At 65.6% G+C, this 25,163-nt stretch carries 23 protein-coding genes; 7 read left to right on the forward strand and 16 right to left on the reverse strand.

Translation table 11 applies throughout. The annotated features are described in order from the left end of the window. From ACX3O0_RS09935 to ACX3O0_RS09950, 4 genes are all read right to left on the reverse strand, one after another. Complete coding sequence (locus ACX3O0_RS09935; protein WP_459107614.1) at window positions 1-1,884, reverse strand: ABC transporter ATP-binding protein; 1,884 nt, start codon at window positions 1,882-1,884, stop codon at window positions 1-3. A 31-nt stretch (window positions 1,885-1,915) separates the two neighbouring features. Beyond that, window positions 1,916-2,881, reverse strand: coding sequence for a carbohydrate ABC transporter permease (locus ACX3O0_RS09940; protein WP_459088410.1), 966 nt, complete (start codon window positions 2,879-2,881; stop codon window positions 1,916-1,918). After that, entirely contained in the window at window positions 2,878-4,008 is a 1,131-nt protein-coding gene (locus ACX3O0_RS09945; protein ID WP_459088412.1) for a carbohydrate ABC transporter permease, read from the reverse strand. The genes ACX3O0_RS09940 and ACX3O0_RS09945 overlap by 4 nt, the downstream gene beginning before the upstream one ends. A 136-nt stretch (window positions 4,009-4,144) precedes the next feature. Next, entirely contained in the window at window positions 4,145-5,482 is a 1,338-nt protein-coding gene (locus ACX3O0_RS09950) for an ABC transporter substrate-binding protein (protein WP_459088414.1), read from the reverse strand. 275 nt (window positions 5,483-5,757) lie between these two features. On the opposite strand from ACX3O0_RS09950, the gene ACX3O0_RS09955 reads away from it, so the two are divergent. Together ACX3O0_RS09955 and ACX3O0_RS09960 are read left to right on the forward strand one after the other, a co-directional pair. Beyond that, window positions 5,758-7,362, forward strand: coding sequence for a helix-turn-helix transcriptional regulator (locus ACX3O0_RS09955; protein WP_459107615.1), 1,605 nt, complete (start codon window positions 5,758-5,760; stop codon window positions 7,360-7,362). 115 nt (window positions 7,363-7,477) lie between these two features. Next, window positions 7,478-8,854, forward strand: a complete 1,377-nt coding sequence (locus tag ACX3O0_RS09960) for a hypothetical protein (RefSeq protein WP_459107616.1) — start codon at window positions 7,478-7,480, stop codon at window positions 8,852-8,854. A gap of 230 nt (window positions 8,855-9,084) precedes the next feature. Here the strand turns inward: ACX3O0_RS09960 and rplL are convergent, their stop codons facing one another. From rplL to ACX3O0_RS09985, 5 genes are all read right to left on the reverse strand, one after another. Continuing rightward, entirely contained in the window at window positions 9,085-9,471 is a 387-nt protein-coding gene (gene rplL, locus ACX3O0_RS09965; RefSeq protein WP_459088419.1) for a 50S ribosomal protein L7/L12, read from the reverse strand. Window positions 9,472-9,559: 88 nt separating this feature from the next. Next, window positions 9,560-10,075, reverse strand: a complete 516-nt coding sequence (gene rplJ / locus ACX3O0_RS09970; protein ID WP_459088420.1) for a 50S ribosomal protein L10 — start codon at window positions 10,073-10,075, stop codon at window positions 9,560-9,562. A 293-nt stretch (window positions 10,076-10,368) separates the two neighbouring features. After that, window positions 10,369-11,148, reverse strand: coding sequence for a hypothetical protein (locus tag ACX3O0_RS09975; RefSeq protein WP_459088422.1), 780 nt, complete (start codon window positions 11,146-11,148; stop codon window positions 10,369-10,371). Between the two features lie 123 nt (window positions 11,149-11,271). After that, complete coding sequence (locus tag ACX3O0_RS09980) at window positions 11,272-12,750, reverse strand: sensor histidine kinase (protein WP_459107617.1); 1,479 nt, start codon at window positions 12,748-12,750, stop codon at window positions 11,272-11,274. After that, window positions 12,747-13,487, reverse strand: coding sequence for a response regulator transcription factor (locus tag ACX3O0_RS09985; RefSeq protein WP_459107618.1), 741 nt, complete (start codon window positions 13,485-13,487; stop codon window positions 12,747-12,749). The genes ACX3O0_RS09980 and ACX3O0_RS09985 overlap by 4 nt, the downstream gene beginning before the upstream one ends. Window positions 13,488-13,646: 159 nt before the next feature. Here ACX3O0_RS09985 and ACX3O0_RS09990 point away from each other — a divergent pair, with 159 nt between their 5' ends. After that, on the forward strand, window positions 13,647-14,168 hold the full coding sequence (locus ACX3O0_RS09990; RefSeq protein WP_459107619.1) for a GNAT family N-acetyltransferase: 522 nt from the start codon (window positions 13,647-13,649) through the stop codon (window positions 14,166-14,168). Here ACX3O0_RS09990 and ACX3O0_RS09995 read toward each other — a convergent pair. From ACX3O0_RS09995 to ACX3O0_RS10025, 7 genes are all read right to left on the reverse strand, one after another. Further along, entirely contained in the window at window positions 14,165-15,208 is a 1,044-nt protein-coding gene (locus tag ACX3O0_RS09995) for a sugar phosphate isomerase/epimerase family protein (protein WP_459107620.1), read from the reverse strand. The genes ACX3O0_RS09990 and ACX3O0_RS09995 overlap by 4 nt on opposite strands. Then, entirely contained in the window at window positions 15,205-16,074 is an 870-nt protein-coding gene (locus ACX3O0_RS10000) for a sugar phosphate isomerase/epimerase family protein (RefSeq protein WP_459107621.1), read from the reverse strand. Before ACX3O0_RS10000 ends, ACX3O0_RS09995 begins: the two co-directional genes overlap by 4 nt. A gap of 79 nt (window positions 16,075-16,153) precedes the next feature. After that, entirely contained in the window at window positions 16,154-17,353 is a 1,200-nt protein-coding gene (locus tag ACX3O0_RS10005) for a substrate-binding domain-containing protein (protein ID WP_459088434.1), read from the reverse strand. 25 nt (window positions 17,354-17,378) lie between these two features. After that, on the reverse strand, window positions 17,379-18,470 hold the full coding sequence (locus ACX3O0_RS10010; RefSeq protein WP_459107622.1) for an ABC transporter permease: 1,092 nt from the start codon (window positions 18,468-18,470) through the stop codon (window positions 17,379-17,381). Then, entirely contained in the window at window positions 18,467-19,474 is a 1,008-nt protein-coding gene (locus ACX3O0_RS10015) for an ABC transporter permease (RefSeq protein WP_459088438.1), read from the reverse strand. The genes ACX3O0_RS10010 and ACX3O0_RS10015 overlap by 4 nt, the downstream gene beginning before the upstream one ends. Further along, window positions 19,471-20,976: a sugar ABC transporter ATP-binding protein gene (locus ACX3O0_RS10020; protein WP_459088440.1), complete on the reverse strand. Its 1,506-nt coding sequence runs from the start codon at window positions 20,974-20,976 to the stop codon at window positions 19,471-19,473. The genes ACX3O0_RS10015 and ACX3O0_RS10020 overlap by 4 nt, the downstream gene beginning before the upstream one ends. Continuing rightward, window positions 20,973-22,109, reverse strand: a complete 1,137-nt coding sequence (locus ACX3O0_RS10025; protein ID WP_459088442.1) for a Gfo/Idh/MocA family protein — start codon at window positions 22,107-22,109, stop codon at window positions 20,973-20,975. The genes ACX3O0_RS10020 and ACX3O0_RS10025 overlap by 4 nt, the downstream gene beginning before the upstream one ends. Before the next feature lie 116 nt (window positions 22,110-22,225). Here ACX3O0_RS10025 and ACX3O0_RS10030 point away from each other — a divergent pair, with 116 nt between their 5' ends. Genes ACX3O0_RS10030 through ACX3O0_RS10045 form a run of 4 tightly spaced genes read left to right on the forward strand, consistent with a single transcriptional unit; the run spans window position 22,226 to window position 25,130 of the window. Beyond that, on the forward strand, window positions 22,226-23,410 hold the full coding sequence (locus ACX3O0_RS10030; protein ID WP_459088444.1) for an ROK family transcriptional regulator: 1,185 nt from the start codon (window positions 22,226-22,228) through the stop codon (window positions 23,408-23,410). A 24-nt stretch (window positions 23,411-23,434) separates the two neighbouring features. Continuing rightward, window positions 23,435-23,755, forward strand: coding sequence for a Dabb family protein (locus ACX3O0_RS10035; protein WP_459088446.1), 321 nt, complete (start codon window positions 23,435-23,437; stop codon window positions 23,753-23,755). Further along, window positions 23,752-24,372 (forward strand): YqaJ viral recombinase family protein, encoded by a 621-nt coding sequence (locus tag ACX3O0_RS10040; RefSeq protein ID WP_459088448.1) that lies wholly within the window; start codon window positions 23,752-23,754, stop codon window positions 24,370-24,372. The genes ACX3O0_RS10035 and ACX3O0_RS10040 overlap by 4 nt, the downstream gene beginning before the upstream one ends. After that, window positions 24,372-25,130 (forward strand): alpha/beta fold hydrolase, encoded by a 759-nt coding sequence (locus tag ACX3O0_RS10045; RefSeq protein WP_459107623.1) that lies wholly within the window; start codon window positions 24,372-24,374, stop codon window positions 25,128-25,130. The genes ACX3O0_RS10040 and ACX3O0_RS10045 overlap by 1 nt, the downstream gene beginning before the upstream one ends. Window positions 25,131-25,163 lie beyond the last annotated feature (33 nt).

Consider the following 25,163-nt stretch of genomic DNA (forward strand, 5'->3'; position numbering starts at 1 on the left):
TCAAAGTGGTGCGTCCTGGCGCCGGTACAACGAGGCGTAGACGCCGCCGGCGGCCAGCAGTTCGTCGTGCGACCCCTGCTCAGCAATGACTCCGCCGTCAACCACGAAGATGACGTCCGCGTCGACCACGGTCGACAGCCGGTGCGCGATCGCGATGGTGGTGCGGCCGTGTGATGCGGTGTCCAGGGCATCCTGCACCACGCGCTCCGACACCGAGTCGAGTGCACTGGTCGCCTCGTCGAGGATGAGCACCGGTGGATCCTTCAGCAGCACCCGGGCAATCGCCACCCGCTGCTTCTCGCCGCCACTCAGCCGGTAGCCTCGCTCCCCGACCACGGTGTCGTAGGCATCCGGGAACGACACGATGGTCTCGTGGATGTTCGCAGCCGTGGCCGCGGCCTCCAGCTCGGCCTGCGTGGCATCCGGTTTCGCGTAGCGCAGGTTCTCGGCGATGGTCGCGTGGAAGAGGTAGGTCTCCTGGCTGACAATGCCGATGTGGCGCATCAGGTCTTCGTGCTGCAGGTCCCGAACGTCGACTCCGGCGAAGCGCATGGCACCCGATGACGCGTCGTGAAGTCTCGGGATGAGGTACGAGACCGTGGTCTTGCCCGCGCCCGACGGCCCGACGAAGGCCGCGAACTGGCCGGGTTCGATCGTGAATGAGACCCCCTTGAGCGTCGCGGGCGAGTCTGCCGGCGCATCCGGGTAGCGGAAGACGACGTTGTCGAACTCAATGCGCCCGATAGCGGAGGTCGGTCCCTGAAGGCTCTCGATCTTCTTTGCCCCCGGCTTGTCCGAGATCGCCGGCTCCAGGTCGAGGTACTCGAAGATGCGCGCGAAGAGGGCGGATGATGTCTGCAGGTCGAGCGCAACCCGCATCAACCCCATCAGCGGCCAGGTGAGACGTGCCTGCACCGTCGTGAAGGCGACAATCGTGCCGGCCGTGACGGGCACCTCCCCGAGGATCAGCCACGCCGCGGCCAGGTAGATGATCGCCGGGATGATGGAGAGGAAAACCTGCACCGTGGCGAAGAACCACTGGCCGCTCATGGTCTGTTTCACCTGAAGCGACACCTGGGTCCGGTTCTCGTCACGGTAGCGGTCGACCTCGGCGCCCTGCTGGGTGAAGCTCTTGGCCAGCAGGATGCCGCTGACGCTCAACGACTCCTGGGTGATGGCGCTCAGGTTGCTGAGCGACTCCTGCGTCTTGGCTGCGATCCTGGCCCGCACCTGCCCGATGCGCCGTTGCGCGACCACGATGAGCGGGAGCAGGATGACCGCGACCACCGTGAGCTGCCAGCTCAGCACCAGCATGGAGACGAACGCGGCAATGACGGTCACCGTGTTCCCGATCACGCTGGCCACCGTGTTGCTGAGCACGCCGGCGACCCCTCCGACGTCATTCTGCAGCCGGGACTGGATCACGCCGGTCTTGGTCCGCGTGAAGAACGCGAGTTCCATCCGCTGCAGGTGGGCGAACATCCGCACCCTCAACTGCCCCATCACCTTGTTGCCGACGGTCGCTGTCAGCCAGGTCTGCCACACACCGAGGGCGGCGGATGCGATCCACAGCACCACCATGATGCTCACCAGCTGGATCAGCACCGGCATGTTCGGGGTTCCCTCGGGCGGGAAGAGTCCCCGGTCGAAGGCCTCTTTGGTCAGCAGCGGCGGCAGCACGCTGATGGCCGCGCCGATGAGCACCAGGCTGATGGTGACGATGATGGCGCGTTTGTGCGGTTCGAAAAGGTGGCGGATGCGCCGCAGCAGGTGCGGGATTTTGGGCGCCTCAGCGTTCTCCCGCTTCTGGGCTTCCCGGTCCTGACCGCTGATGCGGGTTCGAGCCTTGCCGTATCGCCCGACCTGTCCGCCCCCACCGCTCATGCCTTCAGCCTAAAGCCGGTTGAGGCACGGGCTAGCCCTTGGTGGATCCAGCGAGCAGCCCGCGCACGAAGTACCGCTGCAACGCGAAGAACACGATCAGCGGCACCAGGATGGCGATGAAGGCGCCGGCGGTGAGCAGATGCCAGTCCTGGCCACGACTTCCGGTGATCTCGGCCAGCAGCTTGGTGACCGGCGCCACGGCGCCGTCCGCGAAGACGAGGGCCACCAGCAGATCGTTCCACACCCAGAGGAACTGGAAGATGGCGAACGCCGCGATGGCCGGCATGGTGAGGGGCAGCACGATGCGGAAGAAGATCTGGCCGTGCCCGGCCCCGTCGACTCTTGCCGCCTCCACCAGCTCGCGCGGTATTTCGGAGACGAAATTGTGCAGCAGGAAGATGGCCAGCGGAAGGGCGAAGATGGTGTGCGCGATCCAGATCTGACCGTACGACCCGCTTGCGTTGAGGCCGGTGAACAGCTGCTCTCCTCCGACCCGCACTCCCCGCGAGAACAGGCTGAGCAGTGGCACCAACGCCATCTGGATGGGCACGATCTGCAGGGCGAAGACCCCGATGAACAGCCAGTCGCGGCCCTTGAAGTCGATCCAGGCGAAGGCGTAGGCCGCGAGGCTGGCGATCACCAGCGGGAACACCGTGGCCGGGATGGTGATGGCCAGCGAGTTCACGAAGGAGCCGGCCAGGTCGAGCGTGCCGTTCCCCGATTGCAGCACCTGGACATAGTTGTCCAGCGTGAAGCCCCAGTTCTCGAAGATGGTCCACCAACCGCTGGTGTTGACGAGCGCCGCCGGGCGTATCGACGAGACGAACAGGCCGAAGGTCGGGATGGTCCACAGCACGGCAATAAGAAGCGCTGCGAGCGTTGCCCACCTGTTGGTCAGTCGACGCTTGGTCCTTCTGGCCATCGACTGTTCGCCGCGTTCGAGTTGGTCCTCGGTGGCTCCGTCAATCGGAAGCTTGATCGGCGCAACGGAGCTCATCGGATCTCCTTCTGCTTCTTGAGTTGTCTCGCGTTGTAGATCACGATCGGCATGACCATCAGGAATAGCACGACGGCGAAAGCGGCCGAACGGCCCAGTTCGAAGGTCTTGAACTGGGTGTACATCTCGTTGGCGATGACGCTGGTCTCGTTGGCGCCGGCCGTCATGGTGCGCACGATGTCGAACACTTTCAGCGACACGATGGAGATGGTCGTCAGAACGACGATCAAAGCGTTCCGGATACCGGGGACGGTGACGTTGATAAAGCGCTGCCAGGCGTTGGTTCCGTCGAGTTCTGCCGCCTCCATCTGGTCGGCCGGCACGCCTTTGATAGCGGCGGACAGCACCACCATCGCGAATCCGGTCTGGATCCAGATCATCACGACGATCAGGAAGAAGGTGTTCAGTGGGGAGTTCTGCAGGAACTGCACCGGCTCGCCGCCGAACCAGACGACGAGCTGGTTGAGCAGGCCGATCTGCTCCTGGCCGGCCGGGCGCGCGGTGTAGACGAATCGCCAGATGATGCTCGCCCCGACGAAGGAGATGGCCATCGGCATGAAGACGAGGGCCTTGAACACCCGCTCCCCCCTGGACTTGTCGATGAACACCGCGTAGGCGAGGCCGACGATGGTGGACACCGTCGGCACGAACAGCACCCACACGACAGTGTTCAGCACCGTGCGGAGGGCGGCAGGCCTGGTGAAGATCCAGACGTAGTTCTCCAGGCCGATGAAGTTGCCCCGTCCCGAGTAGAAGGAGTCGAAGATCGTCTTGATCGACGGGTAGATCAATCCGATGGCAAGCAGGAGTATCGCCGGACCGAGGAATCCGAACAGCTGAAACAGGTACCCGGACCCCGACTTGGCGCGGTAGTCCAGGATGAAGAATACCCCGCCGAGCACGGCGGCCACGGCGGCGGCCCAGAGCACCGAGCCCAGCACCAGCATCACCAGGAGCGGGGTGATGATGCAGACGGCCAGGCGGATGCCGGTGTACCGTCTGCCCGGTCGGGGCGCGATCTCGACGAAGAAGAGCACGAGAGCCATGACGATGAGGAACGCCAGCACAACCAGGGGAATTTGCGCGATCGGGTTGAGTGTGGCGATCCAGTTCAGGAAATCAGACATGCGCGCCCTTTCCGGCGAGTGCGACGATGGACTCTGCTGGGTAGTGAAGGACGGGGTCGGATGGCGGTTGGTGCCATCCGACCCCGATCAACGCTGAGTCAACTCTGGCGTCTCAGCGTTCCTTATTCAACCCGCACTATTCGGACGGCCACGCACCGTCGATGAAGGCGAGCACTTCATCCGTTGATGCGCCGTTCACCCAGTTGCGCATGCCTTCGAAGAACGCCGCCGATCCGACCGCACCCGGCATGAGGTCGGATGCGTCGAAGCGGAACGTGGTCTCGGGGTCCTGCAGAATCTGGATTGCCTGCTGCAGGATCGGGCTGGACGCGCTCTCCGGGTCGAGACCCTTGTTGGCACTGATCACGCCGCCGAGGGAGACCCGGCTGTTCGCCCACTCCGGGCTGGAGAGGTACTCCTGCACCTTGATGGTGTCTGCATCGTTTGCGAAGGCGCCGATGATCTCGCCACCACCGGTGACCGCGTTTCCGCCGCCCTCGATGGACGGGGTGATGAAGGCCCAGATGTCAGCATCCGGCCCCACTGTGGCGTTCCCGTTGGCCGGGTCCTGGATGAACCCGTCATAGAAGGATGCCTGGTGGTGCAGTGCGCATTCTCCGGTGCCCAGCACGCGGGCGGCGTCACCGAACGGCGTCGAGTTGATGGACTTGACGTCACCCAGGCCGGCGTTGACGTACTCCGGGTTCAGGATGATGTCGCCGACCGCGTCGAACGCGCTCTTGATGGCCGGGTCGGTGAACGGCACCTCGTGGCTGACCCACTGGTCGTACACCTCGGGGCCGGACTGACGGAGGACGAGGTCTTCCACCCAGTCGGTTCCGGGCCAGCCGGTTGCCGCGTCAGATCCGAAGCCGACGCACCACGGCGGTCCGCCCAGGTCTGCCGCTGCCGTCTCCGTCAACGTCATCAGTTCATCCCAGGTGGTCGGGACTTCCCAACCCATTTCGGTGAACTGGCTCGGCGAATACCAGATGAACCCCTTGATGCTCGCCATCAGCGGCGCACCATACAGGGTGTCTTCGACCGTTCCGTAACCGGCCCAGTCTTCTGACCAGAACTCTTCGACGTTGGCCGCAACGCCTTCCGGCGCGGGCTGGATGAAGTCGCGGCTCGCGAGGTCCGCGAGGAGCCCGGGCTGCGGGAAGATGGCCAGGTCCGGGGCGTTACCGCCCTGGGCCCGAATGCCGATCTGGGCCTCGAACTCCTTGCTCGACTCGTATTGGATGTCGATCCCGTTCTCCTCTTCCCAGTCCGCCCAGGACTCGTTGAGAAGGTCGGCCTCGGTGTCGGCGATGGTGCCGTAGAGCGTAACGACGCCGTCGGCGTCGCCGTAATCGCCTGGTCCGCTGGCGCCGTCTCCTCCGCCATCGGCGGAGCATCCGGTCAGGACAAGGCCTGCTGCTGCGAGAAATGCGATGGGGACGGTTGCTTTGCGATGCAAGGTGGAACGCATGTAATCCTCCTCTATGAGGTCCCGCACGGCTGACGCGATACGGGGCTCTGCTGTGTGTGTGGAACCGCTCCTACGCCGTGAAAATCGCGGGAGTGGCTCCATGCATCAAGCTACGCAATAGCGCTGGGTACTGCAAGCGCTTACGGCGATTTTGCCCCCCATCCGGGGTAGACAGCGCAACCGATATACAGCTATCCTCACTTTCATAGCCGCATGCTTCCGTCGTGCTCCCCCGGCCGGCGGTCGCTTACCCCTTGCGACGTGAAGGCCCCACCGTGTACCCGCTTACCCGACCCGACCTGTCGTTCGACGAGACAGTGGAAGCCACTCTGACCACTGGCGATTTCACCCGCGCGCTCGAATTGATCTCGGCGGCCTGGCCCCTCCTTTCCAGCGACCGGGGCCCGCAATTGCGCGCCATGATCCGGCGGGTTCCGGAGCACCTGTGGAACGAGGATGCCTGGATCATCGCCGCCCTCGGTGCCAGCTACCGCTCGGTCGACTCGCTTGGCCAGGCGGCGGCCCTCCCCCACTTCGAGGTGGCCGAGAGGCTGATCGCATCCGGCGTCGCCAGGTCGTCCGACCTTCCGGCCATCCAGCTTCACCATGCGGCCGCACTCCGCGTGCTCGGGCACCTCGACGCGTCGAAGGTCAAGGCGGAGTCCGCCTGGGCCCTCCTCCAGGACGATCTCGAGCTGACATTGCCGCTGCGACTCGCCCTGCAGGCCGAGGTGTCGCTGCAGCTCGGGCTGGTCAACCTGCATCAGGGCAACGTCGGCGACGCCATGGAACAGCTTCGTCTCGCCTCCGGGCTGAGTGACAACGGCCTGGTGACAGCGGATGTCGCGGAGTGCGTCGGCGGACTGGCGCTGGCTTCCTATTACCTGGGCGACTTCGAACAGGCCGAGCACTTCATCCGCGAAGTCAAAGCGGTGACCGGCGAAACACGGATGCTGTACAGCCCATTCGGGGCACCCGCCCTGGTCGCTGAGCAGCTGATCGCCGTCGATCGCAATGATGCGGCGACCGCCCGATCCCGGTCTGCTGCTTTAGCCGCTTCGGCGCAGTTCAGCGATTGGGAGCCGCTGGCCTTCTACGCTCGCGCTGCTACAGCGGCGATCAACGGCCAGTTGATTGAAGCGCTGGACCTCCAGCGTCGCTGCGTTGCCGCTGTGCGCAGCTGGGACGGCGCGCCCGCCATCCGGTCGCTTGCCGAACTCCTTCGTGCCGGGCTCCACCTGCACCTGGGCGAGGTCGAGCATGCCGTGGAACTACTCGACGAGCTGGCGCCCCTGCTCGACCATGTGAGCTGCCCGTCCAGCCTGCTGGCTGGAATCAAGTTTGCCGCCGGCGACTTCGACGGATGCCTCCGGTCGCTGGTCGACTGCGCCGCGCTTGGCGACTCCCACTCCCATCGAGTGCTTCCTGATGTGCTCCTGCTGACGGCTGCCGCGAACTACGAGCTGGGTCACCTGGTCGTCGCCGACGTCGCCTTCGACCGGGCGTTGTACCTCGGAAGCCAGACCGGCATCCGCGTACCGTTCCTCACGGTTCCCCGGATTGTGATGCTCCGGATGCTGAACCGGGCTGCCGACCGCTACCAACCCGATTGCGTGCACCGCCTGCTCGAGGAATTGCGCGTTGGCAGTTCGACCTCCGGAGAGCTGGTCGAGCCGCTCAGCGATCGGGAACTGGATATCGCACACCACCTGTTCCAGGACAAGACGGTCGGCCAGATCGCTGCGGAACTGTACATTTCGGCGAACACGGTGAAGACGCACGTTCGCAGCATCTATCGGAAACTGTCCGCCACCAACCGGAAAGAGGCGATCAGGCGAGTGCACGAGCTCGGCCTCGACGTGAAGATCACCCCCTTCTAACCCCCTCTCACCCTGTGCGACCCCCCGAACGAGTGCCAGTGTGAGGGGTGCAGCCCGGGATGACCACCGGCACACCCCAGCCGTACTCCGTTGGGTTGCAGGAACAGGAACGAACATGAAACCCGAATTCATGCGACTTCGGCGCGCCCTTGCCGGCACCGTCGCCGCGCTTCTTCTCGCGGCAGGCCTCGTCGTGCTGTCGCCGGCCCTCAGCGCATCCGCGCACGTCCCCTCTGTCAACGCTGATTGCACCAATGGGCTCAGCGTGACTTTGACGTCATATCCGAGCAACACCGAGGTCACCGTTGTCATCAACGGAACCACCGTCACCGACATCTCATTCGGCGGCGATTGGAGCGAGTCCTACACCTGGGACAAGAACGTCGACAACACCTACCGGGTCGTCGTCAAGTCTCCGGACGACCCCTACAACACCAAGGGCTGGAGCATCGATAAAAGCCAGACTGTGAAGGGTTGCCCGGATGACAAGCCAGCCATCGGCATCACCGCGTCGACCTGCTCCACCGCGAGCTCACCGAGTGGCACCGTCACCTTCAGCCTCAGCGGAGTGTCGAAGAGCTACACGGTCTCGCTGCTCGCCGGCTCGACGGTGAAGGCGACTGCACAGAGCTCTGGCGGAACGGGAAGCTTCGCCGGGGTCAGCCCCGGCACCTACACCGTGACAGCTTCCTCGGACTCCGTCGCGGTCTATGACACAGACGGCGGGCTGCTCACCCAATCGGCCAACGCCACCATCCTGGCGTGCACCGACGAATTCACGGTGACGGTGGAGCTCGAGCCGTGCGCAACGCTCCAGATGGCAACGGACCGTGAAATCAACATGACCGTGAACGGACTGACGGCGACGACCGCGTACACGGTTCGCCTCGTGACCACAGCAACGCCTGCGGTCGAGATCGATTCGATGACAGTCCCGAGCGGCACCGCCGGCACATTCACGCACACGTTCGGCGGAGTGCCGAGCCCGGGCGACTACAAGGTTGAGGTGCTGGGAAGCAGCCCGCTGGTATCGAACACGGTCACGGCAGCCGACTGTGACCTCGACACCCTGGCGCCACCGTCGATCGAGTTGATCTCCGATCAGTGTGACGCCTCGGGTACGGGAATCGCTGCCCTATCGGCCAGCATGATCGACCTCGATGCGACCAAGACGTACTTCGTGCGGATCGTTGACGGATCAGGCGCAACGGTACCCGGCGGTGAAGACAAGTCCGTCACCGGCTCGACCACAGCGACGGTGACGTTCCCGGCCGTCACCGCGGCGGGAACCTACACGGCCCAACTGCTGATCAACCCGGGCAAACAGCTGGCCGCCACCAGTCCGGCATCGGTCGTGCTCAATGTGTGCCTGCCGACGCTGGCGATGACCGGCCCTGGCGTGCTGGTTCCATTGGGCGGCGTAGCGGCGCTGCTCCTCACCCTGGGAGGTGCTGTAGTCATGGGTCGCCTCCGCCGTCGGATGGCCCTGTAGTAACACGCTGGGGTGCCCGAACCTGATCCCAGGCACCCCGGCGAAGGCGGCAGCAACGCGGAGCATGTTCGTGGTCAAACATGCTCCGCGTTTGTCTGCGTCGGCGGGCCTGAGTGCTCTGGCTATCCTGCGCGGACGTGCGCCGATCATCCGCCGCCCAACGCACAAAGGCGCCGCTCCCGGAGGAGCGGCGCCTTGGCTGTACTGCGGTGAACGCGGTACGGAAGTGACTACTTGAGGGTGACGGTGGCGCCAGCTTCTTCGAGCTGAGCCTTCGCCTTCTCGGCGGTCTCCTTGTTGACACCCTCGAGCACGTTGCCCGGAGCGCCATCAACGACAGCCTTCGCCTCGCCGAGGCCCAGGCTGGTCAGGGCGCGAACCTCCTTGATGACCTGGATCTTCTTCTCACCAGCGGCCTCGAGGACGACGTCGAAGGAATCCTTCTCCTCGACCTCTTCGACTGCAGCAGCAGCGCCGCCACCAGCGGCAGCAGCGGCGACCGGAGCAGCAGCGGTGACCTCGAATACTTCTTCAAACTTCTTGACGAACTCGCTGAGCTCAATGAGCGTGAGCTCCTTGAATGCTTCGATGAGCTGGTCGCTTGACAGCTTTGCCATGATTTTCTCCTTGTTAGTTCTTTGTGCTCTGTCGGATGCCGGCTGGGCCGTTACCTTCAGAGCGGTTTCTGCTTCGTCGAGTCCCGAATTAGGACGCGGACTCCTGCTTCTCACGCAGCGCCTCGACGGTGCGAACCGTCTTCGACAGCGGTGCGTTGAACAGATAAGCGGCGCCGAAGAGCGAAGCCTTGAAGGCGCCGGCAAGCTTGCCGAGCAGAACTTCACGGGATTCGAGCTCAGCGAGCTTGTTGACCTCTGCGGCGGTCAGGGCGTTACCGTCGAAGTAACCGCCCTTGATGACCAGCAGAGGGTTTGCCTTGGCGAAGTCGCGAAGACCCTTTGCGACGGCGACAGGGTCACCGTGCACGAAAGCGATAGCGGATGGCCCGACAAGCTCATCGTCGAACGACGAAATGCCTGCCTGGTTTGCCGCAATCTTGGTCAGCGTGTTCTTCACCACGGCGTAGCTTGCGTTCTCCTTGATGCCCGTACGCAGCTCCTTGAGCTGGGCAACAGAGAGGCCGCGGTACTCGGTCAGCAGAACAGCGGTCGAGTTGCGGAAAAGATCCGCAAGCTCGGCAACCGAAGCTTCCTTGTTCGCCATGTGGCTCCTCAATAATCGTTGTGCACTGCAGTTTGCGCAGTGCTGTGGTGCTTCAGCCGTCATCCGCCGGAGAAACTAGAAAAGCTCCGGCGCAAGCGCACGGAGCTGGAAATCCTGGCAATGGCATTTGCACTGGCAGGGAATCTGAACTTCACACACCTGCGCGGGCGTCGCTCTCACGAGCAACCTTCGATCGATGTGCCTGGGCCTTACAGCTCGGCGCACCAACAACCAGCGGTCTTTGGCTCCGTCAAGACTACGGGTTGGCGCAGTGTGCCGCAAATCGGCCCAGATCAGTTCCTGCTGCCGTCGGACGGCCCGAAGCCCAGGGCGACCTCCGGGTCGAGCGCGGTATGCCGGCGATCCGGGACCAGCACGAAAATAGCCAGCAGCACGACGACGAATGCGAGGGTCAGCCCGGCAATCACGAACCCGTTGTTCGCGCGCGGCGTCGGCAGCGTCTCCAGTTCCTGCCAGAGCGTCTGTTGTGCGTTGTCGAGGTCGATCGCCGCGCCGGAGACGGCTTCGCCACCCTGCGCCAAGGGGGTGAGCTGGTCGCCAGAGAGCGCGTACCAGGCATCCTGCTCCTCGTCATGCACCAGCATTGAACCCTCGGGGGCCGCCGCAATGGCCGGGCCGAGCCCGGCGCCTGGAACGAAGTTCGCCAGCTCCGGCAGGTTCGAATAGGGGCTGATCCACACGGTGGCAAGGCCCAGCTGCAGAACCTCGGCCGGGGGTTCGGAAGGCACAGCAGCATCCGTTGCCGCCTCGGCCGTCGCTTCGGTGCTGGTGATCGGAGCAACCCAGGAGTTGCTGAGCTCGACCGCGAGGTCGGTATCGACCCCGGCGCGGAAGTCCTCGGTCCACACCATGACCCGGGTGATCGGTCCGACCGTCGTGGTGGACTCGTCGAAGGCGATACCGGGCTCTCCCCCAACGCCCGGCCCATAGAGGTCGCCGAGGCGAGGAATCAGGTGCGACGAGAAGTATTCAGCCACCTCTTCAGGCACTCGTGATGGCTCGTCTGCGGCGGCGGAAGTGCCGGCAGCGAGCGCGCCAATGCTCACGAGCATGGCAAGGCTGACTTTTGTGGCAGCCCCTAGGGTAAACGCGATTCTCAATTCGGGTCCTTCGAATAGCGCGGGGTACGGAATAGTGTGACACGGATGCGCGGAATTCGACCCGTTCTGCCCCCGTTAACGGGGGAGCTGGATGCTGAACCGGGTGTGGCCGGGACGACTGCTCACCCCAATAGTCCCGCCGTGGCCGGTCACCACCGCCCGCACGATCGCCAGGCCGAGGCCGGTGCCGCCGGCCGCCCTCGACCGGGAGACGTCACCCCGTGCAAACCGCTCGAACAGCTGGGACTGGACTTCCGCCGGGATGCCGGGACCGTCATCCGTCACAGTGATGACGACGTGCTCGTCCTGGGCGGCCAGCGCTACCTCGACCCGCGTTCCCTCCGGCGTGTGCGTCTTCGCGTTCATCAGCAGGTTGGCTAACGCCTGGTGAATCCGCGGCGCGTCCCCCACGATCACGACCGACTCCTCCGGCTGGTCGAGCGACCACTCATGCTCCGGTGCTGCCGCGTGGGCGTCGCTCACCACGTCGACCATCAGCTGCGTCAGGTCGAACGGCTGCCGCTGAAGGTCGCGCCCCTCATCCAGGCGCGCGAGCAGCAGCAACTCCTCGACGAGTGAGGTCATGCGCTTCGCCTCGGACTCCACCCGCCCGATCGCGTGCACGACATCGTCGGGCAGCTTGTGATTGCCGAGCCTGGTCAGCTCGGCGTAACCGCGGATGGAGGCGAGGGGCGTTCGCAACTCATGGCTGGCATCCGCCACGAACTGCCGAACCTTGTTCTCGCTCTCCTGCCGGACGCTGAGGGCGGATGCCACGTGGCCGAGCATCCGGTTGATGGCCGCCCCCACCTGGCCGACCTCTGTGCTCGGGTCGGCGTCAGCGTCGGCAACCCGGGCCGACAACGCCACCTCGCCCCGGTCGAGCGGGAGTTCGGTCACGCGCGAGGCGACTGCAGCCACCCGCTCCAGCGGCTGGAGCGCCCGACGGATGATGAGCGCACCGACGCCGGTCGCAGCGCCAACCGCGAGCAGTGTCACAGCGCCGATAATGACGCTGAGCTGCACGAGGGTCCCCTCAACCTCCCCGAGCGGCAGGCCGGTCACCACACGGGCCACCGTGTCGCGACCGTTGAGCGTCACTGGAACAGCCGAAACGCGGTAGTTGCCCAGCCCTCCGCCCAGGTTGGTGGTGACCGGGGTGCCGTCGTCGTCGACCTCGGCGAGCATCCGGCTCTGCTGGTCGGAAAGCTGCCGCAGGTTGCCATCCGCTGTGACAACCACCGCCAGGACACTGTCGCTGGTGACGACCGCGGTCACGGTGAACGGGCCCTGCACTCCTGCCCGGAACTCGGAGAGCTCATCCGGGGTCGGCGGCGCCGGGGCGTTCCCCGGGTCGCCGCCCACGGCATCCTGCGAGCGACCGGTGGCCGAAGACAGTTGCTCGTCCAACCGGTCCATGAGGAAGCCCCTCAGGGCGACGACGCTCAGCACTCCCACCACGAGGCTGGCAGCAGCGAACAGGGCAACCACGCTCAACAGCAGGCGAGCCCGCAGCGACCATCGACCAGGAGGCTGCGACGCGTGGTCAGTCACTTCGGCGCCTTGATCAGGTAACCGACGCCGCGAACCGTGTGGATCATCGGCTTCTCCCCCGCATCCACCTTCTTGCGCAGGTAGGAGATGTAGAGCTCGACGATGCTCGACTTGCCGCCGAAGTCGTAGCTCCAGACGCGGTCCAGGATCTGCAGCTTGCTCACCACCCTGCGCGGGTTGCGCATCAGGAACCGCAGGAGCTCGAACTCCTTCGCGGTCAACTCGATCGAACGATCGCCGCGGTGCACCTCGTGACTGTCCTCGTCGAGTACCAGATCTCCGATCCGCAGCACGGGGTCCGGCTTCTCGGCGACCACCAGCGTGGAGCGGCGCATGAGCCCGCGCAGGCGGGCAATGACCTCCTCCAGGCTGAACGGCTTGGTGACATAGTCGTCGCCGCCGGCGGTGAGGCCGGCGATCCGGTCGTCCAGGGCGTCCTTCGCGGTCAGGAAGAGCACCGGCATGGTGTGCCCGCTTGCTCGAATCCGCTTCAGTACCTCGAGCCCGTCGATGTCGGGAAGCATGACGTCGAGCACGACGACGTCCGGGTTGAACTCGCGGATGACTTTCACCGCCTGCTGGCCGGTTCCCGCCGAGCGAGGCTCCCACCCTTCGTAGCGCAACGCCATGGTGAGCAGTTCGGCCAGGGTCGACTCGTCGTCGACGACGACGGCACGCACCGGCGAGCCGTCCGGCCGGGTCAGCCGTGGGACTGCGTTAACGCGGTCGGAGGTCATGAATCCATTCTGTTGGCGAAGCTATGAGAACCCTATGAAGCGGCCGTACTCCCGCTGGGTGTACCCCTCACCCGGCGACGCGGTCTTTTCGGTGGTGCGCGGCCGGAATTTCGCGCGCGTCCCGCGGAAAAGGCCGCGCGTCCACGATTGAATGGACGGATGACATCCGCTGACGTGACCGTTCGCCGCACCCGCGAGATCGACTGGGAAGAGTACCGCGCGTTGCGCCTGGAGATGCTGGCCGACACCCCATCGGCCTTCGGGGAGACCCTGGCCAATGCCGGGCGCTGGGGCGAAGCGGAGTGGCGGATGCGCTCGGCCCGCGGCGAGGCATCCGACCAGATCCTGGTGGTCGCCATCGACAAGGCGACCGGGCGATGGGTCGGCAGCATGGGCGGGTTCGTGGCGTCCGGGCCCGACGTGGTTGGGCCGCTGCTGGTCGGGGTGTACGTCTCTCCCGACTTCCGCGGGCGGGCACACGGCGTGGCATCCGCCCTGCTGAGCTCTGTCGAGGAATGGGCGGCAACAGTCAACCGGAAGATCCACCTGCACGTGCACGAGGACAACCCGCGCGCGCTTGCGTTCTACGAGCGCAGCGGGTATCGGCTGACCGGAAAGTCGGAAGCCTACGCGTTGAACCCTGAGCAGCGGGAGCTCGAGATGGTGAAGGAGCTGCGCTAGTCCTGGTTGCTGAACGCGGCGTCGAATGACTGCTCGGGCAGCTTCCAGAGCAGGGAGCGGATGAAGCCGACCGCCTCTTTCGCACCGTGCAGGCGATCCATGCCTGCGTCCTCCCACTCCACCGAGATGGGACCGGTGTAGCCGATCGAGCGGAGCGCCCGGAAGGCGTCCTCCCACGGAACGTCACCGTGGCCGGTCGAGACGAAGTCCCATCCACGACGCGGGTCACCCCACGGCAGGTGCGACCCCAGCACGCCGGCGCGGCCGTTGGCCGGGCGCATCCGCGTGTCCTTGCAGTCGACGTGGTAGATGCGGTCGGCGAACTCGACGATGAACGCCACGGTGTCGATGTTCTGCCACATCAAGTGGCTCGGGTCCCAGTTGAAGCCGAATGCCTCACGGTGGTCGATCGCCTCGAGCGCGCGCACCGAGCTCCAGTAGTCGTAGGCGATCTCGCTGGGGTGAACCTCGTGGGCGAACCGCACGCCCTCACCGTCGAAGACGTCGAGGATCGGGTTCCATCGATCGGCGAAATCCTGGAAGCCGGCCTCGATGACATCCGCTCCCACCGGAGGGAACATGGCGACGTACTGCCAGATGCTCGACCCGGTGAAACCGACGACGGTGTCGATGCCGAGCTTGCGGGCGACCTTCGCTGTGAGCTTCAGCTCTTCCGCCGCGCGCTGCCGCACGCCTTCGGCCTCCCCGTCGCCCCAGACCTTCGAGCCGACGATCGCCTGGTGCCGGAAGTCGATCGGGTCGTCGCAGACGGCCTGGCCCTTGAGGTGGTTCGAGATCGCGTAGACGCCGAGGTCGTACCTCTTCAGGATGTCGAGCCTGCCCTGCAGGTAGTCCTCGTCCTCCGCCGCGCGCCAGACGTCGAGGTGCTCGCCTGAGCAGGCGATCTCCAGGCCGTCGTAACCCCACTCGCTGGCGTACTTCGCCACCTCTTCCAGTGTCAGGTCGGCCCACTGCCCGGTGAACAAGGTCACCGGGTGCGAACTCTCCTGCGCGTCGGGCCGTGCGGTGTCCTGCGTCATTGTTGCTCCCTCGAATCCTGCAGTTCAGTCAAGTATGCGAGCGTGCGCTCGGCCAGGGCGTCCTGGCTGGCCGCCAGCGGCCTCCAGATCGACGCCGCTGTCGCGATCGTCTCGTTCTCCCCGGTGAAACTCTCCAGGTTCAGGGGTCCGGAGTATCCGGCGTCATCCAGGGCATCCAGGAACGCCGACCAATCGGTGTGGTCATCGCCCACCGCCCCGCGGTCGTTACCGCAGACCTGCACGTGGGCGAGGTGTTCGCCCGCCAGCCGTATGGCGGCAGTCGGGCTCTTCTCCTCGATGTTCAGGTGGTAGCTGTCCAGCGCGAGGCCCAGACCCGGGCCAAGGAGCGGCTCCAGCGCATCCAGTGCCTGCTCGACCGTGTTGATGAGGCTGGTTTCGTAGCGGTTCAGCGGTTCGATCGCGAGCGTCACACCCGCGTCGATCGCCGCATCAACCACAGGCGCCAGATTGCGGCGGAGTTCGGCGACCGTGGCCGACCGCGTCTCTGGCGACATCCGCCAGGTCCGGCCGGTTCGGGCATAGAAGGGGCCGGCGACGACGGATGCGCCGAGCGCCTGTGCGACGTCGATGCAGTGAATGAGGTAACGCTGCGTCGCAGCGACTGCATCATCCATTGCCTCCACCAGGTCACGACCGGCTCCCATCGCGCCGACGACGTACGGGGCCAGCGAGAGCTCGGCCAGCAGGTCGGCGGCCCGCGCCGGATCCCAGTCACCCGGCGACTCCACCGGCAACTCGATCGCCTCGAAGCCCATGGTGGCCGCCTTGCGGGCCAGCTGGTCGAGCGAGTCGTCGGTGAGCGGGGAGACCCACACCCAGGTGTTCACTCCCAAGGTTCTGCGCAACGTTCCTCCATTGGTACGAGCATGCGGGTTGGGTGGCACCGACTCAGCCGATGCCACCCAACCCCCAGGGTGCTACGGGTTACGGAATGATCCGCTCCTGCCAGACCGTCGGGTAGCCGGGGAGGTCTTCGCCGCCGAAGCGGGCGTAGTGGCCATCGGGCATTCCTTCATTGTTCTCCAGGGCGGCAGCAAGCTCCTCCTCGGTGATCGGCTCCTGCGGGAGCACCCACTCCTTGGGGATCTCCTCACCGGCGAAGATCTTCTGCAGGGCGAGCAGCGGCGTGCGCCACTGGAAGTTGGAGTACACAGTGCCGAGGCCGGTCAACCCGGTCTCCTCCCACTTGCGCAGGAAGCTCAACTCGTCTTCACCGGTCATCACCGGGTAGTCGACTCCAGCATCCTCGAACGCCTCGATTGCTGCGACGGCGCCGTCACCGGCATCCATCCACACGCCGTGAACGTCACCCTTGGCGAGCTCGTCCGAGATGATCTTCTTGATCTCGGCCGGGTCGGCACCGGTGAAGTAGTCGACGGCTTCGATGTCGTTCTCACCGAACAGCTTCTCGGCCGCGGCCCAGCGCTGTTCCAGAACGTCAACGCCTGGCAGGATGCGCAGGGCGACTACCTTGCTTCCGGGCTCCAGGTTGTCGATGAGGAAGTTCGCCGACTCGATGCCCCAGGCGAATCCACCGATCGGGTGGATGAACGTGGTCTGGCATTCGGTCTGAACTCCTCGGTCGAAGACGACGACCGGCTTGCCGGTTTCGCAGGCACGCTCGACCGCCGGCGTCATCGCCGCCGTGCTGTTCGGCGAGATGATGAACGCATCGCAGTTGCCTTCTTCGATGAAGTAGTCGATGTCGGCGATCTGCGTGTTGTCGTCGTCCTGCGCGTCGCGGGTCTCCATCTCGGAGATGACGCCTTGCTCCTGGAGCACCTTGAGCTGTTCGTTCATGGTGATCCAGCCGGTCTGGCGCCAGGGGTTGGAGATGGAGGCGTTCGCGAAGCAGGCCTTCTTCGCGCCTTCGCTCGCGTACTGGGATGTATCGATCATCTCCGCGTTGATGTACTGCAGGTACGGCTGGTCTGCCGGACCTTCCGGAGTGGTGCCGATCTCTTCAAGCTGCTTGTCGAACAGTGCCTGGTCGAACCACTCAACCGTCTCGGTCTCTTCGCCTTCGGTGGGCGCTGTGACTGATGGGTCGGTGGTACAGCCGGCCAGGGCGAACAGTGCTGCTGCTCCGACAATGGCAATTGCCATCTGTGTTGGGCGTCGCATCACTTAACCTCCTTGTTATGTCTAGCTAGTCCCCTTCAGGGGTTGGTTGTGGTGCAGGACGAGCCGGCTCGGGGGCGAGTTCCGGCTCCTTCCCCATTGCGGGAGAAGCTAGGACCGAGCGCTCCTTGCGGCGAGCTCGGAAAGTGGTGGCCGAGTAGGCGACGGCCAGGATGATCAGCACGCCCTGGATGGCGTCGCGCAGGGTCGACGGGATACCGGTGAAGTTCAGCAGGGTGAACAGCGCCTCGAGGGCGAATGCGCCGGCCATCGCCGCGACGACCCATCCGCGTCCACCGCCGAGCACCACGCCGCCGAGCACCACCGCGGTGATGGCGATGAACTCGTAGCCGCGGCCGACCGATGGGTGCACGCCGGCGTAGCCGACCAGCAGGACACCGGCAATGGTGGCGGTCAGGCTGGAGATGATGAACGCACTGGTCTTGACCCACCACACCCGAACCCCGGCGTAGTGGGCGGTCGTGACGTTGTCGCCGACAGCGATCAGCGTGCGCCCGTATGGCCGCTTCGAGATCCAGATGGCGACGGCCAGCACCGCGGCCAGGATGATCACCGACCACGGGATCACGTCAACGATCGGCACATCGCGGATGCCGCCACGGCCGATCTGGCGGAACTCGTCGGCCGGGTTGCCGGTGGCAGCACCGCCGGTCCAGAACAGCACGCCGCCGAGCAGCGCCAGCATCATGCCGAGCGTCACGATGAACGATGGAACCTTCAGCAGCGTCGTCACCAGGCCGTTGACCAGCCCGATCAGGGCACCGAAGACGATCATGAAGATCAGCACCGGGACGCTCTGGCTGGCGTCCTGTCCGATGAGGTTTCCGGCGATGACCACCTGGGCGGTGATCAACGAGCCCATCGAGAGGTCGAATTCGCCGGAGACGATGACGAAGTACTGTCCGATCGCGACGATTGCGATCGGTGCGACGCGTTGGATGAAGCGGATGAACTGGCTGGGCTCTGCGAAGTTCGGGTTCAGCACGGTGATCCCGATCAGCAGGATGGCAAGCAACAGGAACACCGCACCACGTGGGCTCACCAGTGTGATCGCGGCGCGTGCGGCGCGCGACCCGAAGGTCGTCGATTGCGACGTCACTTCGCCACCTCCTTCGCCGCGAACCGCGCTCGACGCTTCTCCACTGCTCGGCCGGTGTAGATGGCTACGGCTGCGACGATGACGACTCCGCGGACTACGTCCTTCAGGAAGGGGTTGACCTGCATGACGCTCATCACGTTGTCCAGCACCGCGAAGATCGCGACGCCGCCGATGGTGCCCCAGATTGAGCCTCGGCCGCCGGCGAGCAGGGTGCCGCCGAGCACGACCGCAGCGATCGAGAGCAGGTCGTATCCGCCCTGGCTCCCCACTGTCGGGCTTCCGACGCCGAGCCTCGACGCGAGCAGCAGACCGGCCATTCCGGCGGTGACCGAGCAGATGACGTGGGCCGTCACAATGGGGTGCCAGGTGCGGATGCCGGAGAGCCGGGAGACCGCAAGGTTTCCGCCCACCGCGTAGATCTGGTGTCCGGTGCGAGTCTTCTTGAGGAACAGGAACACCACAACGGCGAGCGCCAGCATGATGATGGTCGAGATCGGGACCGGGCCGAGGCCGGTAGCCCCGATGTACTGGAATTCCGGTGGCACGCTGCCGCTGCTGCCCTTGTAGAAGGTGTCGAGGTAGCCCTTCACGATCAACCCGACGCCGAGCGTTGCGATGAAGCCGTGCACCTTCAACCCGGTGACGATGAGCCCATTCACCAGCCCGATCAACGCGGACACCCCGAGCGCCAGCACCACCGCAGACAGAATATTTCCGGGGTTCCCGCGCATCGTCTCGGCCGCGAGCAGGCTGGAGAGGCTGATCACGTACGGCACCGAGAGGTCGAGCGAGCCGATCAGGATGACGAGCGTCTGACCGACCGCGACGAACCCCAGCACACTCATCCCGGTGAGGATGTCGCGGATGTTGCCGGCGCTGAAGAAGTTCCGTCCAACCGTGGAGACCAGCACTGCCCCGAGGGCGATGACTCCGACGAGGGCGATGTAGACGATCGCGGTGGTGTCGAGACGCACCCGCCGCCTGGGCGCCACCGTGGTGCTCATAGCGTGACCTCCCCGCCGGCGGTTGCCAAGGTGCCGGTTGCTGCGGCCAGCACGGTCTCCTCCGCGGATCCCGGGTCGAGTTCGGCTGCGATGCGTCCGTCGTGCATCACCAGGATGCGGTCGGACATGCCGATGACTTCGGGGAGCTCGGATGAGATCATCAGGATCGCGACTCCGTTCTTCGCCAGCGCGCGCATGAGGTCGTAGACCGCGATCTTGGCGCCGACATCGATACCGCGGGTCGGCTCATCGAAGACGACCACACGGGGATCGGTGGCGAGCCACTTGGCGAGCACCACCTTCTGCTGATTGCCACCGGAGAGGTACTGCACCTCCTGGTCGAGTCCGCGCGAGCTGATTTCGAGGGAGGAGAGAATGCCGGGGACGCGCTGGCGCGCGGCACGGGTGCGTGAGGCGAACACGCTCCGGATCACCAGCAGCGCGTTGTCGATGACGGATTGGCTGAGTGCGAGGCCCTGCGCTTTGCGGTCTTCCGTCACCAGGGCGATGCCGGCCTTCACCGCGCGTCGCGGGCTGGTGATGGCGACAGTGTTGCCGTCCAGGGTGACGGTTCCCCTGGTGAACGGGCCTGCACCGAAGACGGCTTCAGCCAGTTCGGTGCGACCGCTGCCCTGGAGCCCCGCGACGCCGACGATCTCGCCGGCGTGCAGGTCGAGGTCGACGTCTGAGATGTAGGCATTGCCACCTGACCGCACGGAAAGACGGGTCTCCCCGCGTTCCGTTCCCTCGAGCCGGCCTGGAAAGTATGCGGAGATCGATCGTCCGACCATCCGTCGCACCAATTCGTCGGTGGTGAGCTCGCCGGCCGGCCCGCTTGAGACCAGGGCGCCGTCCTTCAGCACCGTGATGGTGTCGCAGAGGTCGAAGATCTCCTTCAACCGATGCGAGACGTAGAGGATGGCGACGCCGCGCGCTTTCAACCGCTCGATGATGCCGTAGAGCAGTTCGACCTCGTTATCGGCGAGGGCTGCCGTCGGTTCGTCCATGGAGATGACCTTGGCGTCGAATGAGAGCGCCTTGGTGATCTCGACGATCTGCTGCTCGGCGACGGTCAGGGTGCGCACCGCCGAGTTCGGGTCGATGAACGTGATGCCGAGTTCGGCGAGCAGCTTGCCGGTTGCCGCCGCCATCCCGCGGTTGTCGACGAATCCGCCCTTGCGCGGCTCCCGGCCCAGGAACACGTTCTCGGCGACGCTGCGCTCCGGCAGCAGGTTGAATTCCTGGTACACGGTGGCCACTCCGGCATGCATCGCCTGGATCGGGTGCGTGTAGTCGACCGCCTGCCCGAGATACTCGAGCTGGCCACCGTCGCGCTGGTACACGCCCGCGATGATCTTCATCAGGGTCGACTTGCCTGCCCCGTTCTCGCCGACGAGGCCGTGCACCTCGCCGGCCCGAAGCTCGATCGAGACTCCGTGCAGTACCTCGACGCCGAAGAACGACTTGCTGATGTCGCGGGCGCTCAGAATGGGGGCCGTCATGCTGCTCCTCCGGCCGTCGCATACTGGGGCTTGCGAAGCTCAGCCCAGGTTCCGGTCGCGGCGGATTCCAGCACCGCCTCGGTCACCTGCACGGCACGAAGACCGTCATCGAAGGTCGGAAGGCCCTCTGGGGTGCCGCCGGCGATGGCCGCATAGGTGTCTGCGACAAAGGCGTTGAAGGCGTCCTGATAGCCGAGCGGATGCCCGGCGGGCACCAGCGAGAGCCTGGCCGCATCGGCGCTGAGCTGCCCTGGTTCGCGGGAGAGGAGCTGCGTTCCGCTTCGCCGGCCGAGCCAGAGCGTCTCGGGGTTCTCCTGGTCGAAACGGATGCTCTCCGAACTTCCGCTGAGCTCGAAGGTCAGCGAGTTCTTGCGCCCAGGCGCCACCTGCGACACCAACAGAGTACCGATGGCTCCGGATGCCGTCTCCACCACCAGCGCGACCGCGTCTTCCGTTGCGATGTCGCGGTTCGTCGCGCGCTCGTTGAACACGGTGCGCATCGTCGCGGCCAACCGCACGATGCGGTCCCCGGTGACGAACTCGATCAAGTCGGAGAGGTGGGAGCCGATGTCAGCGAACGCTCGGGACGGCCCACCCAACGACGCGTCCACTCTCCAGTCATCGTCGGCCTTGGACAGCAGCCAGTCCTGGAGGTAGCCGCCCTGGATGGTCAGCAGGGTGCCGAGTTCGCCCTGGGCGACTCGCGCCCGCGCTTCGCGAACCATCGGGTGGTAGCGGTACACGAATGGCACGGTTGCGGTCACCCCGGCCGCCCGCGCACGGGAGGCGAGCTTTTCGGCTTCCGCGCTGGAGGTCGCCAGCGGCTTCTCGCACACCACGTGCTTTCCCGCGTCAAGCGCGGCGAGCGCGAACTCGAAGTGAGTCGCGTTGGGGGTGCACACGTGGACGACCTCGATCGTGTCGTCCGCGAGGAGGTCCTCGCTGCTGGGATACGACAGCGGAAGCCCAAGACGTTCGGCGGCACGCTCGGAGCTGGAAGGCGAGGAAGAGGTCACGCCGCGCAGGGAGGCACGGGCTGAACGGGATGCTCGGCTGTGCACGTCGCCCATGAAGCCGCCGCCGATGAAGCCGACCACCGGGGTTGGCAGGGAGCGAGTGACATCCGTTGTCATGCCGAGCATTCTGACACAGAATGCGCACCTTTTACCACCCGACGTACAAAAGTGATTTGTCGACAAACCAATAGTCGCGCGTTGGCCGGGGTTTGTCGGTGTGGTTTACTGAGCGCATGGTCGACATAAGTCGGGGCTCAGCCCTGGGAAGTTCCGGGGCCAGTGAGCTGTTCCAACTGCTGCGCGACGGCAAGCCGCGCACCCGCGCGGCCCTGTCCACCCTCACCGGGCTCGCCCGCTCAACCATCGCGTCCCGCGTCGATTCGCTGATGGAACTCGGCCTGATCAGCCCGGTGGATGACGCTCTCTCCACCGGAGGTCGCCCGTCATCGCAATTCGCGCTGAACCCGACCGCCCGCCTCGTTTTCGCCGCGGACCTCGGCGCATCCCACGCAACGCTCGCCGTCACCGACCTGGCCGGAACACGCCTCGGCGAGGTCAACGACCCGATCGACATCGCCGACGGGCCGGAACGGGTGCTCGGCTGGATGGTCGCCTCCGGGCGCGAGCTCCTGGCCAGCATCGACCGCGACCAGCGTGACCTCATCGCGATCGGCATCGGGTTGCCCGGGCCGGTGCACCACGCCAGCGGGCGGCCGATCAACCCGCCGATCATGCCGGGCTGGGACCGCTTCGACGTCCCGGGCTGGGTGCAGCAGCACCTGGAGGTTCCGGTACTGGTGGACAACGATGTGAACATCATGGCCCTCGGCGAACGCGCATTCGCCTGGCCGCAGACCGAGCACCTGATCTTCGTCAAGGTGGCGACCGGCATCGGATCCGGGGTGATCTCCGGCGGGCTCCTGCAGCGCGGAGCCCAGGGCATCGCCGGCGATATCGGGCACGTGCAGATCGCGCGCGGTGCCGGGGTTCCGTGCCACTGCGGCAACCGCGGATGCCTGGAGGCCATGGCATCCGGACCAGCCATCGCTGGTGCGTTGCGCCAGGCCGGGCTGGACGTCGAGAACGGCCAGCAGGTCGTTGCGCTGGTCAAGCGAGGCAACATCGAGGCGATCCAGGCGATCAGGCAGGCCGGGCGGGACATCGGGGAAGTCCTCACCGCCTGTGTGAGCCTGGTCAACCCATCCGTCATCGCCATCGGAGGCTCGATGGCGCAGGCGGGCGAGCACCTGATCGCCGGCGTTCGAGAAGTCGTCTACACGCGATCGATGCCGCTGGCCACCGAACACCTGTCCATCGTGCAGTCCAGCGCCGGCTCGAACGCCGCCGTCATCGGGGCCAGCATGCTCGCCATCCACCACGCGCTCTCGCCGGAGAACATCGACGCGATGGCCGGCTGACGCGTCACCTGCGAAAGAGGAAGCATGATCCGCCACACCGTCGCGTTCTCGTTGCACCACGAGAACGGCTCCGCCGCCGAATCGGACTTCCTCGATTCGGCGCTCGTCCTGGCGTCCATACCGGGTGTAGACCGGTTCGAACAGTTGCGGCAGGTCAGCCCGAAAAGCGACTTCCAATTCTCGTTCTCGATGCAATTCGCGGATGCGGCGGCGTACGAGGCGTACAACGCGCATCCGCTGCACCGGTCGTTCGTCTCGAACCGGTGGGAAAAAGAAGTAGCAGATTTCCAGGAGCTCGATTATGTGCCGCTGAATGACGGACGGTCGGAGACAATGGTCGAGTGACTATCGTGCAGCCGACCCTGGACCTCTGGGACGAGCCGGCACCAGACCACCGCCAGCGGGTGCTTGCGCAATCGACGGACCGCGTCGCCTGGCTCCGTGCGCGCAGCCGGGGCATCACCGCCACGGATGTCGCCAAGCTCTCGAGTGAGCGGTCGGTGCTCGCCGTCGCCCGCGACAAGTACTACGGCAGCCGGTTCAGCGGTAACGCGTTCACCGACCACGGTCGGGAGCGCGAACCCCAGATCGCCCGCTGGGTCAGGGCCAACCACGGAATCGCCCCGAGCGCCGCGCTGTACCACGCACACGGCGAAACCGCTCACCTGGCCACCCCGGATGGCGTTGGGCTGATCGCGGGCGCCGTCGTGCTCGCTGAGATCAAGACCACCAGCTCCGCATGGAAGTCGATCCCCCGCTCCTACCTCCGCCAGGTGTTCTGGCAGCAGTACGTGCTGGGAGCGGAGCGCACCCTCGTGGTCTGGGAGCAGCACGACAACTTCGTGCCGGTTGCCGCCGAACCACAATGCCGGTGGGTGGACCGCGACGACAACGAGATCCACATTCTGGTCGGCCTCGCCAATCGCGTTCTCGACACCCTCCGGCACGGCATTCCCGGCTGATGGCCTTCCTGCTGCTTCACGGCCTCGGCGGCGACAGCAGCCAGCCGCTCGACCTGGTCGGGCCGGTTCTCCCGGCGGATGCGCGGATTCTGGCGCCGAACATCCGTGCTCACGGGGACTCGCCGCTGATCGGTGAACCGGCCGACTTCTCGTTTGCAGCCATCACCCGGGAACTGCTGCACGCCGTGCAGGAGAGCGGGTTCGACGACGAGCCGCTCACACTCATCGGCATCTCCCTCGGGGCAGCACTGTCGCTGCGACTGGCCCAGACCGGCGCGCTGCCGATTCAGCGGTTGGTGTTGCTGCGGCCGGCGTTCACCGACCACCCGCTGCCTGCGAACCTCGCGGTGTTCCCGGTGATTGCCGAACTCCTCCACCGGCATCCGCCCGACCGCGCGGAGGCCGTGTTTCGCCGGACCGGGCTCTATCGGGGCCTCCGCACCGCGTCCCGCCTCGGCGCCGCCGGAGTGATCGAACAATTCCGCAGACCGGATGCCGCAACGCGCGCGATCCGCCTGATGGAGCTTCCGCGAAACCGCGCCTTCGAGCCCGGCGAGCCACCACCGGCCGTTCCCACGACGATCATTGCTGCGCCGAGAGACCCCCTGCATCCGCTCGCTGTCGCGACACAGTGGCACCGGCATCTGGTCGGCTCGACGCTGACGGAGATACCGGCACGCGACGACGGAATGGCACCATACCTGGCCCGGGCGCGGGCAGCGGTGAGTTCGGCCTTGCGATCACCACCCCCAGGCTGACTAGCCAGAGAATGGCGATCGTCGCTGCCGCGA

The sequence above is a fragment of the Homoserinimonas sp. A447 genome (genome assembly GCF_054489325.1).